12 protein-coding genes are annotated in these 13,937 nt (G+C 30.0%); 6 read left to right on the top strand and 6 right to left on the bottom strand.

The annotated features are described in order from the left end of the window. Positions 1–15 precede the first annotated feature (15 nt). Entirely contained in the window at positions 16–3,465 is a 3,450-nt protein-coding gene (locus C4S75_RS06710) for a DUF2723 domain-containing protein (RefSeq protein WP_105297532.1), read from the bottom strand. Positions 3,466–3,659: 194 nt separating this feature from the next. On the opposite strand from C4S75_RS06710, the gene C4S75_RS06705 reads away from it, so the two are divergent. Continuing rightward, a complete protein-coding gene (locus C4S75_RS06705) occupies positions 3,660–5,162 on the top strand; it encodes a GH3 auxin-responsive promoter family protein (RefSeq protein WP_105297531.1) in 1,503 nt (500 codons plus the stop codon). 48 nt (positions 5,163–5,210) lie between these two features. Beyond that, on the top strand, positions 5,211–6,065 hold the full coding sequence (locus tag C4S75_RS06700) for a glycosyltransferase family A protein (protein WP_105297530.1): 855 nt from the start codon (positions 5,211–5,213) through the stop codon (positions 6,063–6,065). Positions 6,066–6,108: 43 nt separating this feature from the next. On the opposite strand, the gene C4S75_RS06695 is transcribed toward C4S75_RS06700, so the two are convergent. Beyond that, positions 6,109–6,825: a class I SAM-dependent methyltransferase gene (locus C4S75_RS06695; protein WP_185116741.1), complete on the bottom strand. Its 717-nt coding sequence runs from the start codon at positions 6,823–6,825 to the stop codon at positions 6,109–6,111. 55 nt (positions 6,826–6,880) lie between these two features. Here C4S75_RS06695 and C4S75_RS06690 point away from each other — a divergent pair, with 55 nt between their 5' ends. From C4S75_RS06690 to C4S75_RS06675, 4 genes are all read left to right on the top strand, one after another. Beyond that, positions 6,881–7,768, top strand: coding sequence for a glycosyltransferase (locus C4S75_RS06690; RefSeq protein ID WP_105297529.1), 888 nt, complete (start codon positions 6,881–6,883; stop codon positions 7,766–7,768). After that, on the top strand, positions 7,769–9,250 hold the full coding sequence (locus C4S75_RS06685; RefSeq protein WP_105297528.1) for a lipopolysaccharide biosynthesis protein: 1,482 nt from the start codon (positions 7,769–7,771) through the stop codon (positions 9,248–9,250). It abuts the gene before it with no gap. A 93-nt stretch (positions 9,251–9,343) separates the two neighbouring features. Beyond that, a complete protein-coding gene (locus C4S75_RS06680; protein ID WP_105297527.1) occupies positions 9,344–10,168 on the top strand; it encodes a hypothetical protein in 825 nt (274 codons plus the stop codon). A 74-nt stretch (positions 10,169–10,242) separates the two neighbouring features. Then, on the top strand, positions 10,243–10,758 hold the full coding sequence (locus tag C4S75_RS06675; RefSeq protein ID WP_105297526.1) for a PaaI family thioesterase: 516 nt from the start codon (positions 10,243–10,245) through the stop codon (positions 10,756–10,758). A gap of 81 nt (positions 10,759–10,839) precedes the next feature. Here C4S75_RS06675 and C4S75_RS06670 read toward each other — a convergent pair whose 3' ends face one another. The 4 genes from C4S75_RS06670 to prmA form a co-directional block, all read right to left on the bottom strand. After that, the gene (locus C4S75_RS06670) at positions 10,840–11,793 is read right to left on the bottom strand and encodes an electron transfer flavoprotein subunit alpha/FixB family protein (protein WP_105297525.1); all 954 of its coding nucleotides are present in this window, start codon (positions 11,791–11,793) and stop codon (positions 10,840–10,842) included. Positions 11,794–11,836: 43 nt separating this feature from the next. Next, positions 11,837–12,583, bottom strand: a complete 747-nt coding sequence (locus C4S75_RS06665) for an electron transfer flavoprotein subunit beta/FixA family protein (protein ID WP_105297524.1) — start codon at positions 12,581–12,583, stop codon at positions 11,837–11,839. A 120-nt stretch (positions 12,584–12,703) separates the two neighbouring features. After that, positions 12,704–12,991 (bottom strand): ATP-dependent Clp protease adaptor ClpS, encoded by a 288-nt coding sequence (locus tag C4S75_RS06660; RefSeq protein WP_105298139.1) that lies wholly within the window; start codon positions 12,989–12,991, stop codon positions 12,704–12,706. Beyond that, a complete protein-coding gene (gene prmA / locus C4S75_RS06655) occupies positions 12,988–13,818 on the bottom strand; it encodes a 50S ribosomal protein L11 methyltransferase (RefSeq protein ID WP_105297523.1) in 831 nt (276 codons plus the stop codon). The genes C4S75_RS06660 and prmA overlap by 4 nt, the downstream gene beginning before the upstream one ends. Between the last annotated feature and the right edge of the window lie 119 nt (positions 13,819–13,937).

Raw genomic sequence — 13,937 nt, 5'->3', positions numbered from 1 at the left:
AAGTATACTAATAAATTAGTCTAACTTCATAATAATATTTGAAATTTCTTCTGCTTTTTCTTTTTCATATACAGAATCAATAGGATGCAAAACTTGAAGCATCTGTCCATAGGAATACATCAAATTCTGAAGAGATACTTTTTGATCTTTCGCATTATTTTTACCTAACATCTCAAAAGTTTTTAATCTTTTATCTAAAGGTTTCATTGATTCTGTGATATATGCTATAGCTTTATCTCTTTGATTTAATTCCAGATAAGTATTTACAATATTATCAACAATAAGTGTATAATAACTGGATAGTTTACTCATATCATCGGTAGCAAACGTTTGATCATGTAGTGGTAATGATAAATAATAATTTAATTCCTTAAAAATTTGATCTTTATATGCTTCTGCTAGTTTTAACCCTTCGTTTTCTTTTCCAATAAGAAAATAACCGGATATGATAGAATTATAAGAAGGCGTAGCCGGATACATAGATATTGGAATCTCTTTATTAATTAACTCTAAAATATCATTAGCCCTTCTTTTGTCTCCACTTTTAGCTAAAGCAATAGCAGCTCTTCCACAAGACATTCTATAATTTAAAATATTACTTCTACAAGTTTCATCAAAATAAGCTTTCGGATCTTTTAAATTTCCAAATTTATAATTCATAACTAAGTTATAAATAGTATTAGGATTTATTCTTCCTTGTTCCCCGTTATTGGTTTCGGGAGTATATATAGGTACTAATTTTGAAATTAAACCTTGATATTCCAAGTAATTTTGTGAAAACATGATATTAGATTGAGAATAGGTTCCTCCTGAACTAAAATAAATGGAACGATCCCAATTGTAATTGGCAAGTAAATCTAACATAGCTAAACCGTCTTTATACAAAGCTTGTTTATTTATTGTTAATACTACCTTATTTACCATCAATTTAGAATCTTCGGGTTTAACTATTCCATATTTTAACGCATTCACCTTGTTTACAGGCAAAGATATTTTGTTAACAGGAATAAATCCAACATCTGTTCCTCTATAATCCCTTTCAGTTACATATGTATATAAATCTTTAATAGCAGATTGTTCTTTTTTATTTCTAAGAAAATTAATGGCTTCTTTAGCAGATATAGTATCAGAAATTGCATATTTCTTAAATGGAAGAATATCCGCAGGTATACTATCAGCCGGAAGATTATCAAAAATTTGCTTCCAAAAATCTCGATTTAATAAAATAACCTGATCATTAACGCCGTCTCTAAATTCTTCATGTGTTAATGAAGAAGGAACACCGGGTGCTTTATAAGTTCTTCTCTGAACCTGATCAATATACCATGCAGTACCCAACAAAGTAAAATTAACCACTTTGGCATCTGATCTAAATTCTTCGGTTTCTTGTAATGCCCATAACGGATATGTATCGTTATCTCCATATACAAAAAGTATAGGATGATTTGCATCTAAACTTTGTAAATAGCTTTTTGAAAAATCATAAGCTGTATATCTCCTACTTCTATCATGATCGTCCCAATTTTGGAATCCAACCAAAACAGGAACTCCTAAAGCAAGAAAACCAATAATAAGACCTATTTGCCTTTGTTTAAGTTTATTTAATAAAAACATAATTGCTGTCACTCCCATCCCTATCCAAATAGCAAAAGTGTAAAAGGAGGTTACTAATGCATAATCTCGTTCCCTGGGTTCAAATGCTTTTATACTGGTGTATAAGATAATACCAACGCTGGCTAATAAAAATAAAGCTATTAAAGAAAAGTTTCTACCCGGATCTCTATTCAGTTGAAAGAAGAATCCTACTAAACCTAACAATAATGGTAAAAAATAATATTTATTGGTAGCTTTATTTACATATGCTTGAGGTAATTTGTCTTGGTCTCCCAAACGTAAATTATCTAAAAATTTAATACCGCTTATCCAATTTCCTTTGGTTGATTCATAATTTCCTTGTAAATCATTTTGACGACCGGCAAAATTCCATAGAAAATATCGTATAAACATATATCCCATTTGATAGGTCATCATAAAATCCAAGTTTTGGCCTAAAGTTGGTTTTTTAACATTAATTAGTTCATTTTGTTTAGCCATTTGATAATCACGAACAGATATTTCTCCGGATTTCTTTTTCCTCACTAACTCATCAAAAACCTTTTGTGCTTCAGGATTACCAATATATTTCGAATTTAAAGTAAAATCGGGGTATCCTTCCATTAATCCGTAATTTTCAATAACACTAGGATCAGGATTATACATTCGGGGAAATATACTGACTTGCTCCGGATTAAACTTATAATTAATCCTTCTGCCTGTTTCAATATACCTGCCTGAATTTTCATCCTTTTCATAAATAGGGCCATTATCCTCGGTTCCAATTATTCCGTTAGGATCTAAATATGCGGTATAATTAGCTCCGTAAAACACCGGCCAATCACCATATTGAGCCCTGTTGTAATAATCCAACATACCTATTGCATTGTCAGGATCATTTAAATTTATAGGAGGATTTGCTTTAGCACGTATGGGAAGTACCACCCAACTTGAAAAACCGATAAGCATAAACAAAATCGATAGAATAATGGTATTTCCTGTTTTATATCCATGATTGGATGTATATCGTAAGGCAAAATAAAAAGCAACAATTAAAAGTATGAATGCAACTACCGAACCTGTATTAAATGGCATTTGAAGATTATTTACAAAAAATATTTCACATTTTCCGAAGAAAGACATCGTAAAAGGAAATATAATTTTGAAAACGGCTAAAAATACACCGCCAATAGCAATATTGGCCCATATAAAACTTTTCCAAGTAAAGGTATATTTTTTAGCATAATAAATATATCCTAACGTAGGAACCACTAGTATGACCATTAAATGGATTCCAACAGACAGACCGATAAGCAGGGATATTAAAATAAGCCACTTGTTGGATCGGGAATCAGATAAATCATTTTCCCATTTGCACATAAGCCACAACAGCAAAGCGGTAAAACAGGAAGCCGCCGCATAAACTTCTCCTTCAACTGCTGAAAACCAAAAAGTATCGGTAAAAGTAAAAGTTAACGCCCCTACTGCCCCGCTTAATAAAATGGTAGCGATTTGATAGGAAGTAAATTCTTTGGGTTCGGTATGTAAAAACAGAATTTTACGAACCATATGAGTAATTGTCCAGAATAAAAATAATATGGCAAATGCACTCATAATAGCAGACATAGCATTTATAACTATGGAATATTTGGTGGGATCGCCAAAGGCTAAGATCGCCCAAACGGCTCCCAATATTTGAAAAAATACGGCTCCCGGTGAATGAGTAACTTCCAGCTTAACCGCTGAAGATATATATTCACCACAATCCCAAAAACTGAAATTGGGTTCAATAGTTAATAAATAAGTTATTGCTGCTATAATAAAAACAACCCATCCGGTAAGGTTATTTAATTTATTGTAATTTAACTTCATTTTACCTTAATTCTTGTTTGCGAATATACTAATAATATTAATTTTAAAAGTTTTCATTTTATACTTTATTCTCTTTTTATATTAATTGTTAGAAAGTTATTTATAAAAAATTATAAGTTTTATTATTCTTTAGATTTTAACATACTAAAATTAAATTACGATATTTGTTACGTGATAAATTCATACTAGTTACCATGGGTTTTTTAAAAAAGAAACTGGCACAAGGGTGGGCATCCCTTCACAATAAAAAAGAGCAAAAATGGATTGACAATCCGGTGGAAACACAAAATTATTGGTTTGAAAAACTCATTAAAGAATCTCAAAATACAAATTTTGGCGTTGATTACTCTTTTTCTAAAATAAGTTCTATTTCAGATTTTCAAAAAAATGTTCCTGTACAGAATTATGAAACGTTAAGACCTTATATTGAAAAAATAAAATCGGGACAAGATAATATTTTATGGCCTAATAAGCCCCTTTATTTTGCAAAAACCTCTGGTACTACCTCAGGCACTAAATACATTCCTATTACAAAAGAATCCATGCCCTTTCATATAGAAGGAGCTAAAAGTGCTCTACTTCATTATATATATAAAAGAAAAAATCCTAACTTTATCGATGGTAAAATGATTTTTTTACAAGGAAGTCCTGTTTTGGAAAATAATAATGGGATCATGACGGGAAGGCTATCCGGGATTTCCGCCCATTTTGTTCCGAAATATCTTCAATATAATCGTATGCCTTCATGGAAAACCAATTGCATTGAAGATTGGGAAACTAAAGTTGATAAAATTGTTGAGGAAACTGTAGATAAGAATATGACTCTAATCAGCGGCATTCCTCCTTGGCTGGTTATGTATTTTGAAAGATTGATTGCAAAATCAGGTAAATCCATAAGTAAAATTTTTCCCAATTTACAGCTTTTAGTAACAGGAGGTGTAAATTATAAGCCGTATGAGGATAAAATAAATGAATTGATTGGTAAAAAGTTGGATATTATCCAAACCTATCCGGCTTCAGAAGGATTTATAGCCTTTCAGGATGATGTAGACCATGAAGGATTATTGCTTATGTTGAACCATGGTATTTTTTATGAATTTATACCTTCAGAAGATATTGGTAAAAATAATCCGAGACGTCTTACACTGGAACAAGTGGAATTGAATACGGATTATGCTATATTATTGACAACGAATGCCGGATTGTGGGCTTATGAAATAGGCGATTTAATCCGATTTATCAGTAAAGATCCGTATAAAATTCTTGTCACCGGAAGAACTAAACATTTTACTTCTGCATTTGGTGAACATGTCATTTCTTTCGAAGTAGAAGAAGCTATTAAAGAAACCATGGAAGTAACTGGATGTATTGTTCAAGAATTTACTCTTGCTCCTCAGGTCAATCCTTCGGAAGGACTGCCCTATCATGAATGGTTCATAGAATTTGAAAAACCGCCGATCAACATTGATGAATTTGAATCAAATTTAGATCAGGCTCTTAGAAAAAGAAATTCCTACTATAATGATCTTATTACGGGTGCTATCTTAAGACCTTTAAAAATTTCAACTATCAAAAAAGGTGGATTTAATGAATATATGAAAGAAATCGGTAAGTTAGGAGGTCAAAATAAACTTCCTCGTTTGTCTAATGATCGAGCTATTGCCGATAAACTTGAAAAATATGTTTTGATAAGTTAGAACGAAAATATGGTAGTAAATTGAAATCATTTTGAAAAAACATACTATTTGAAAATTTTAGTTGTAATACCGGTATTTAATGAGTCTAAACATATATTGAAATGTTTACAATCTTTCAATGAACAATCCTATAAAAATATTGATTGGATTTTAGTAAATGATTCTTCAACGGATAATTCAAAAGAAATTATAGAAGAATTTATCAAAGATAAACCTGCTTTCCGCCTTATTAATTTAATTAATAGCTCCGAACATGTACCGGGTGCAAAAGTGGTTAAAACGTTTTATGCAGGATTAAATTCTGTTAATTGGAAACAGTATGATGTTTTAGTTAAACTGGACGCCGATATAATTCTCCCTGAGAATTATTTTGAACTAATCATAAATGAGTTACAGAATAATCCAAAAATTGGCATTATCGGTGGATTGGTTTACATAAAAAAAGGGAATCAGTGGGTTTATGAAAATATTTCAAATAAAAATCATGTACGCGGCCCCATAAAAACTTATAGAAAAGAATGTTTTATTGATATTGGTGGCCTTCGTATGACGTTGGGTTGGGATAATCTCGATATATTACTTGCTCGTATGCATCATTGGGAAGTTAAAGTCTTAAAGAATCTTTTTGTAAAACACCTAAAACCAACTGCACACGCTTATCAAGAAACTAAATCTAGAAAATTGGGTGAATATTTTTACAATATCGGACTATCCAAAAAATTAGCCTTTATATCCTGTGCAAAATCTTCATGGAAAGAAAAATCTTTACGACATTTTATAATTTCATTTAAAACTTTTATTTCTTTAGAAAAAGAAAAAAAAGAACGAGTGATCACTCAAGAGGAAATGAATTTCATTCGCAAATTTCGATGGAATGAAATGATTAAAAAGTTTAAAAAGTAAACTTTTCAACTTTCCTTTTATACTATTTTTATATGAAAAATTATTATTCTTTTCCTAAGAAAATTTCAATAGGTACTAGATTTAAAAGTTCTTTTCTATGTGAAGCCAAAAAAGAGTATTCCAATTGTGGAATATCTTCATTTGATATTGAATCAAAAATAGGAGGTAAAACTTCTTGGGTCGGAATTTTTTTGACTACTCCTAATCCATGATCGGTATCTAAAACACTTACAGTTAATTCGGGATGATTTTTTCTAAGAAAAACGATCGTTTTCCATACATCGCCGTTCCAAATATTTTTCCAACTTTTATGAGATGAAAATTTAATTCTTGCATCTTCAATATTACTTGCAGGAAAGGCTGCAATTTTATCCTGAGGATTACAATCATGTAAGATAATAATTCCTTGATCAGATAAATACTTGAGTGAATTTAGTGTATCTTTAAGAGATTGACTGAAAGTGTGTAATCCATCGATAAAGGTAAGATTTATCGGATTATTTTTAAGAAATTTATGATGGCTGTCAAAAAAACGATCACTGGTCATCTCAAAATATTTGTTTTTAAAATTATGGGGATTTTTAATTAAATATCTGATTTTTTTGATAAAGCTAAAATTAAAATAAGGATCCACTGCAATTCTTTGTTTTGCTCCTTTGATATTAAAAAAACATTTTCCTCTGTTTACACCGATTTCCAAATAGTTTTTAACATCATAAACTTTTATTAAATAATTCAAAACATCAACTCTAGTAATCATAAGGTTTCTACTATTTTATTATTTATATATTTGTAATAGGTTTTATATCATGTAAATGTACAACATTGTAAGTGTAATTGTTACATATAATGGGGAAAAATGGATAAAAAAATGTTTGGATTCTTTATTGGCATCTAGCATACACACAGATATTTACCTTATAGACAATGGATCGACCGATAGCACTTTAAAAATTGTCGAAAATTATCCCGCTGTAACTTATATGGAAAGTGGACGTAATATAGGGTTTGGACAAGCTAACAATATCCTTTTAAAAAAATTATATAAAGAAAAAAACTATACCCATTATTTTCTCATTAATCAAGATGCTTGGGTAGACAAAAATTGTCTACAATATTTAGCTGATGTTTCCATTAAAAATCCAAAGTATGGTATACTAAGTCCCATACATTATAATCATGATTTCTCTGAAATGGATTTTAATTTTAAGGAATATTTAGCGAAAAGTAAAAAGAAAAATCAAGTTATTTTAGAAACTAATTTCGTTAATGCCGCTTTTTGGTTAATTAGTAAAAAATGCTTGGAAAAGACGGGAGTTTTTAATCCTTATTTCACCCATTACGGAGAAGATAAAAATTATTGTAATCGAGTTATTTATTCCGGCTTAAAAATAGGAATTGTTACTACAGCTAAAGCTAATCATGATAGAGGTAAAACAACAGATTTTAGTAAAATACAAAGATTATCAAAAATAAAATTGGATTGTATACTTTTAAATCCAAATATTAATCTTTACAAAGCATATTTTGAAGCTTTTATTAATGTTTTGGGAATACCTAAATATTATTTTAAAATGCTCTCTACTAAAAATACATCCATATTATTTTATAAATTAGGGATTCACTATATACATTTGCTTTTCTCTAAAAAGATCCGATTGAATCGTAAACAACAAAAGGAAAACTTATTTAGCATATATTAAATGGGAATAGTAGCACGTCAAGGGATAAAATACAGTCTAATTAGTTATCTAAGTTTTTTACTGGGTACATTTTCAACCATTTTTATTTATCCTTCCAATCCTGAATTTTTGGGAAAACTAAGGTTCATTCAGCCATCTGCTGAACTAATCTGTCCCTTCATCCTTTTTGGACTTAGTTATGCAAACATAAAATTTCATCAAAAACTAAAAGCAAAAAATCAGCAGGTCGACTTTCTTTATGCTTCAATTAAATTTGTGTGTCTCAATTTTATTTTTATCTCATTAGTATATTGGATACTCACTCGAATAATTCCAAATATTCAAGAATCTGATTCCTGGAAAATGAAACAGTATGTTTTGCCGGTCGCTTTGTCTCTTGCGTTAACTCAATTGCTTTCAAAATATATCTCTAATTTAAAAAGAATAACAGTTCCCGGAATTTTTGAAAATTTTTTTCCTAAACTGGGAGCTCTTACGGCTTTTATCTCCTGTGTATATATAGGAATAGCACAAAAAAATGCTCTTTATATATTCGTTTCTTTTTTTGTGATTGCTATGATTGGACTGGTATATTATTTTGTAAAATTAAACAAAGACCATAAGAGCAGATCGTTAGATATTTTGAAAGATAAAAATTTTAGACTCAACTTACTAAATTTCTGTGTATTTTCTGTTCTTGGAAGTATTGGAAATAGATTGGCACTCCAAATTGACAACCTGATGATTCCCGAACTGTTGGATTTTAAACAAAACGGGATCTATTCTATTTTAACGTCTATTGTGGGTTTTCTTACCGTTCCATTGATGGGTATTTTCACCATATCCGGTCCTATAATTGTTGAAAAACTGGAAAATAATAGATTAGATGAACTAAATGATTTCTATAAAAAAGTATCCAAATTTTTATTCTTATTTGGTACGGTCTTGTTGTCTTGTATTTTAGTTGGAATAGACTATCTATTCTTATTCATGAAAAACGGAAAAGAATTATCGGATGCAAAAGTTATTATTTACATTCTAGGAGCAGCCACCTTATTTGATTTGGCTACAGGTTTTAACAGTAATATCATTTCTTATTCAAAATATTTTAGATTTAATATTTATGCAATGCTGTTTTTAGCGATTTTTACAATTATTTCAAATATTATTTTTATTTCGTATTTCAAATTAGGTATCGAAGGTATTGCTTTAGCAACGGCCCTATCTTTAACTTTGTTTAATTTAATAAAATTAGGCTTTAACTATCGTAAGTTCGGCATTCAACCGTTTTCAAAAGAGTATACGTATATAATAGTAACCGGAATAATGGGTGTTTTACTTGTAAATTATATACCCGATTTTTCCAATAATTTACTTAATTTAGTTACTAAGCCCCTAATTATTTTATGCATATTTTTCGTCGCCAATAGTGTATTTAAATTTATTCCGATAAAAGAAATACTATCCACAAATATTAAATCTTTTTTGACGGGTAAAAAATAAAATATATAATTTTTTCAATAATAATAAATAATTTATAAAGAGTTGATAGATAATTGTTGTATTTAATGTATTTTTGTTAGGTAATTTCAATACATGAAACTTTTCTATACTTATTTTCTACTTTTATTTACCGTAATCATCTTTTCTCAAGATAGAAAACTAATTAAAGGAAAAGTATATATTCTTGATAAGTATCATGAAATGGTTTCCGGTATTTATGTTAAAAATCTTTCAACCAATTATACAACGTTAACCGATATAACCGGTAATTTTTCCATTCCTGCACTCATTGGAGATGCCATTACTTTTCAATCATTCAATATCGAAAAAAGAACTATTTTGGTTACCCAAGACATGTTTGATCATTTGCAAATGAAAATTCAATTAGATCTTAAAGAAAAGCAATTAGAGGATATTTATGTTACTCCTTTTAAAAGCTTTGGAAGCCTTGAATTGGATGTCAAACGAATTCCAATGATGAATAAAACCAACGAAATTTTGAAAAAATTAGGCAGTTTAAATCCAACACAAAAAATGGACGGAAGTACGGATGTTGATTCCGAAGCTGCAAAGTTATCTTCCATGAAATTTGGTATTGAAGGTATTTTGGATTTTATATCCGGAGAGGGTAAACGTAAAGAGCGTTTATCAATTTTTGAAGAGCAGTCAAACATAATCAAAAATGTTAGAGACTATTTTGGAGATGCTTACTTTGAAGAATTAGGTTTGAAAAAAAGTGAAATCAATGATTTTATATTATATGCTTATTTAAATCATAATTTAAAATTTTATTACGATCATAATAATTACTTCCAGATTTTAAATATTTTCGATAAAAATATTCTTCTCTACAAATCAAGAAAAAACAACGAGAAAAAGATTACACCTAAAATTGGCAAGCCTTATTTTCCTCAATAATGTAACCTTTCTCTATCTATTTGTATAAATAATTTTTAAACTCTATTTTTATAGGGATAAAGACATCAATTGGTATGTACAAAAAAATATATAAGCTCCTTACTACTTTATTTAAACCATCAACCATTTATAAATATTTTTTTAATATTTCTCCTCTTTACATTAGGACAACAGGAAATATCAAATATGTTTCAGATGATGTACATAAAATAATAGTCGAAATTCCTCTTACGTACAAGAACCGAAACTATTCCGGAACTATGTTTGGCGGAAGCATACTTTCAGCTACGGATCCTATTTATATGTTGCAGCTCATACATATTCTGGGAAATAATTATATCGTTTGGGATAAATCTGCTTATGTTGATTATATAAGGCCGATTAATAAAAAAGCCATAGCAGTATTTGAATTTCAAAAGGAAGAAATAGAAAAGATAAAAGAAATGGTTAAAAATGATAAAGAAGTAGTTATCAAAAAGCAAATGAACATTACCAATTCAGAAGGTCAAATTTATTGTTATTTAGAGAAAAAAATCTATATAGCAGACAGTCAGTTTTATAAAGCAAAATTAAAAAGTAAAACTCACTGATAAATAAGTATAAATAAAAAGAATCAGCTTTGTAATTAAACTGATTCTATATAATTTATAGTATAGAGTAATGACAAACAATTAATGAGCATCTTTAAAAACTTTCAATTTTTTAGTCAATTCCGGTACAACTTCGAATAAATCACCAATTATACCATAATCAGCCGTTTTAAAAAAAGGTGCTTGAGGATCATTGTTTATAACGACTATGGTTTTACTTTTAGTAATCCCGGCAACATGTTGAATAGCTCCCGAAATACCGATTGCTATATATAGTTTAGGAGAAATAGTTTTCCCTGTTTGTCCTACATGTTCGGCATGAGGTCTCCATCCTAAATCGGCTACCGGTTTAGTACAAGCTGTAGCTGCTCCAAGTACATTTGCTAAATCTTCAATTATTCCCCAGTTTTCCGGTCCTTTCATTCCTCTACCCGCTCCAACTACCAATTCAGCCACTTTAACATCCAATTTCCCTGTAGCTACTTCTTGTTGTTTTACTTGATACGTTGGATCTGCAACCGTAGTTACCGTAATTTTTTCTTCTGTACCGGAAACGGGATTTTCTTTTGCTCCCACAGAATTAACGGAAAGGGTTAAAACTATAGTAGGTTCTTGAGTTTCAACAACAGCAATTCCTTTTCCTGAAAAAACGGATCTTTTCACCTTAAACGGTGTTACGGACAGCGGCTTCGAAATGGCTTGTGTAATATAAGCTGAAGATTTTTCTTTGACAATATAAGGAGCTATAGAAACACTTTCATTAGTATGTGTAAAAAGAATATATTTACCGTCAATTATTTTTGATAAAACCGAAGCGTACACTTTTGGATTAAAAAATTGCAAAGATTCATCTTGAATATTTACAACTTTAGTTGCTCCAAATTTGTATAAGTGTTCTGAAGAATCCTCAGAATTTATAGTGAGTGCCGTTACTGAATCTCTAATTTCATCTGCAAGAATTTTAGCGTATGATAATAATTCGTAGGCCTCTTTTTTATATTTTCCTTTAGAGTTTTCTATATATGCGTAAATCATTTATTTCAATGTTTGTATTACAAAATTGATTGTAAGTTTAGATTTAAATTACTTTTGCTTCTTCATGAAGTAGGCGAACCAATTCATCTAAGTTATTTTTATCTACATAAACCACTTGAGATCTTGTCTTTGGCTTTTCAAATTCTGCAATGGTAACCTTATTTCCGAAAAATTTAGGTTCAACAACCGTAAAGGGTTTATTTTTAGCAGTCATAATACCTCTGATATTAGGAATTTTTAATTGATTTTCAGGAACAAAACCTTCTTGACCTGCTAAAACAGCAGGTAATTCAATAGAAATTGTTTCTTTTCCATTATCTATTTCCCGTACCACTTGTATGGTTTTTCCTTCGACTTCCAAACCAGTAACGGCATTAACAAATGGGTAATCTAATTCAGCAGCCACTAAACCCGGAACCAATCCTCCGTTATAATCTATCGATTCTTTACCTAAAAGTATCAAATCATAAGCACCCTCTTTTGCAACTGCTGCAATTTCTTTAGCCACTAATTCACTATCCGTAGGTCGAATATTTACCCGAATGGCATTATTAGCACCGATTGCCAACGCCTTGCGCATTACCGGCTCAACAGTAGTATCTCCAACCGTAACAATGGTTACTTCAGCTCCCTGTTTTTCTTGAAAATATAATGCTTTGCTTAAGCAATATTCATCTTGAGGATTAATTATATATTGAATTCCATTAGTATCGAATTCTTTTTGATCATTCGTAAAATTAATTTTGGATGTAGTATCCGGTACGCTACTAACAGCTACTAATATTTTCATCAACTTATTTTTTCCTGTAACTAAATTAAGTAAAAATAATAAAGTATTTTTATTTATTTACTTCTTTTACTAAGAAATTAAAGTAAATAAAATAAAAAAATATAAGAATGTGTATATAATTTAAACAATTTGTGAAGAAAGCCCTTTTTTCAATAATGCTTGATGGATCGGAGTTAGTTTTTCTAAAGATCCGGTTTTAACTTCACATTTTCCTTTGTAATGAACTAAAAAAGTACATTGTTGGGCTTGTTCTAAAGTATGTTCACATATCTCTATTAAGCAATCGATGACATAATCAAATGTATTAAAATCATCGTTATGCAAAACAATTACATGAGGAGCAGCTTCTTTTACCAACGTATCAACACTCTCCTGCTCTTTCCAATGGGGTTGATTATTGTAAATCATATTTTGTTTAATAATATTGAAATCCAATTATTTTTACTTAATTTCTGAACGAATTTTAAGCCATTCCCGGTAGCTTCTGCAATAATGTCATCAAAATCATGTTCAAAGATACCACTTACCAATAGGTACCCATTGGGGCGCAGATTTTCAACGTATTTTGACATATCTTTCAATAAAATATTTTTATTGATATTGGCTAAAATTATATCAAATGAGTGATTTCCTAATAATTCGGCATCTCCCAATTTAATATCTATATCTACTTCATTTTTTTTAGAATTTTCCAGAGCATTACCGTAAGACCATTCATCAATATCTATCGCTTCAACATAATGGGCTCCCCTCTTTTTTGCAAAAATTGCCAAGACTCCGGTTCCGCTGCCCATATCTAAAACATCTTTACCTTCAAAATTCATTGTCAACATTGCATGAAGCATGTTATAAGTGGTTTCATGATGCCCCGTACCAAAAGACATCTTTGGATCAATTTTAATAGAAAAAGGAAGATCGTTTCTGACAGGATGAAAATCTGCATGTAAATAAATTTGATCTTCAATGACTACCGGTGGAAAATTTTTTTCCCATTCTTCATTCCAATTGATATCGGGAGATAATTTTTTTTCGTAAGATATTTCAACTTCAGGAGAAGACATAATAGGTAATTCCATAATTAACTGCTCATCTTCTTCTTCAACCTTAATATAAGTTAAAAAACCCTGTTCGGTTTCAACAAAACTTTCAAAAGGCAACTCTGATAAAAACGCGATTAAAATGTCTCTCCAAGGTTCTAATGGTTTTACGTTGAAATGGTATTCTGTATATTTCATGGAATCATTTAAGTATCGCAAATTTAAAAAATTAATAGCTTATTTACTTAAGGATCTATAAAATTCATCCACGTTATATATTATAGATACACTTTGTTAATGCTTGATAATCTATAGCT

Origin of the sequence: Apibacter sp. wkB309, from assembly GCF_002964915.1 — a bacterium.
Taxonomy (GTDB): domain Bacteria; phylum Bacteroidota; class Bacteroidia; order Flavobacteriales; family Weeksellaceae; genus Apibacter.
Note: the sequence above shows the minus strand (reverse complement) of the source record. Positions and strands in the feature narration are given on the sequence as shown.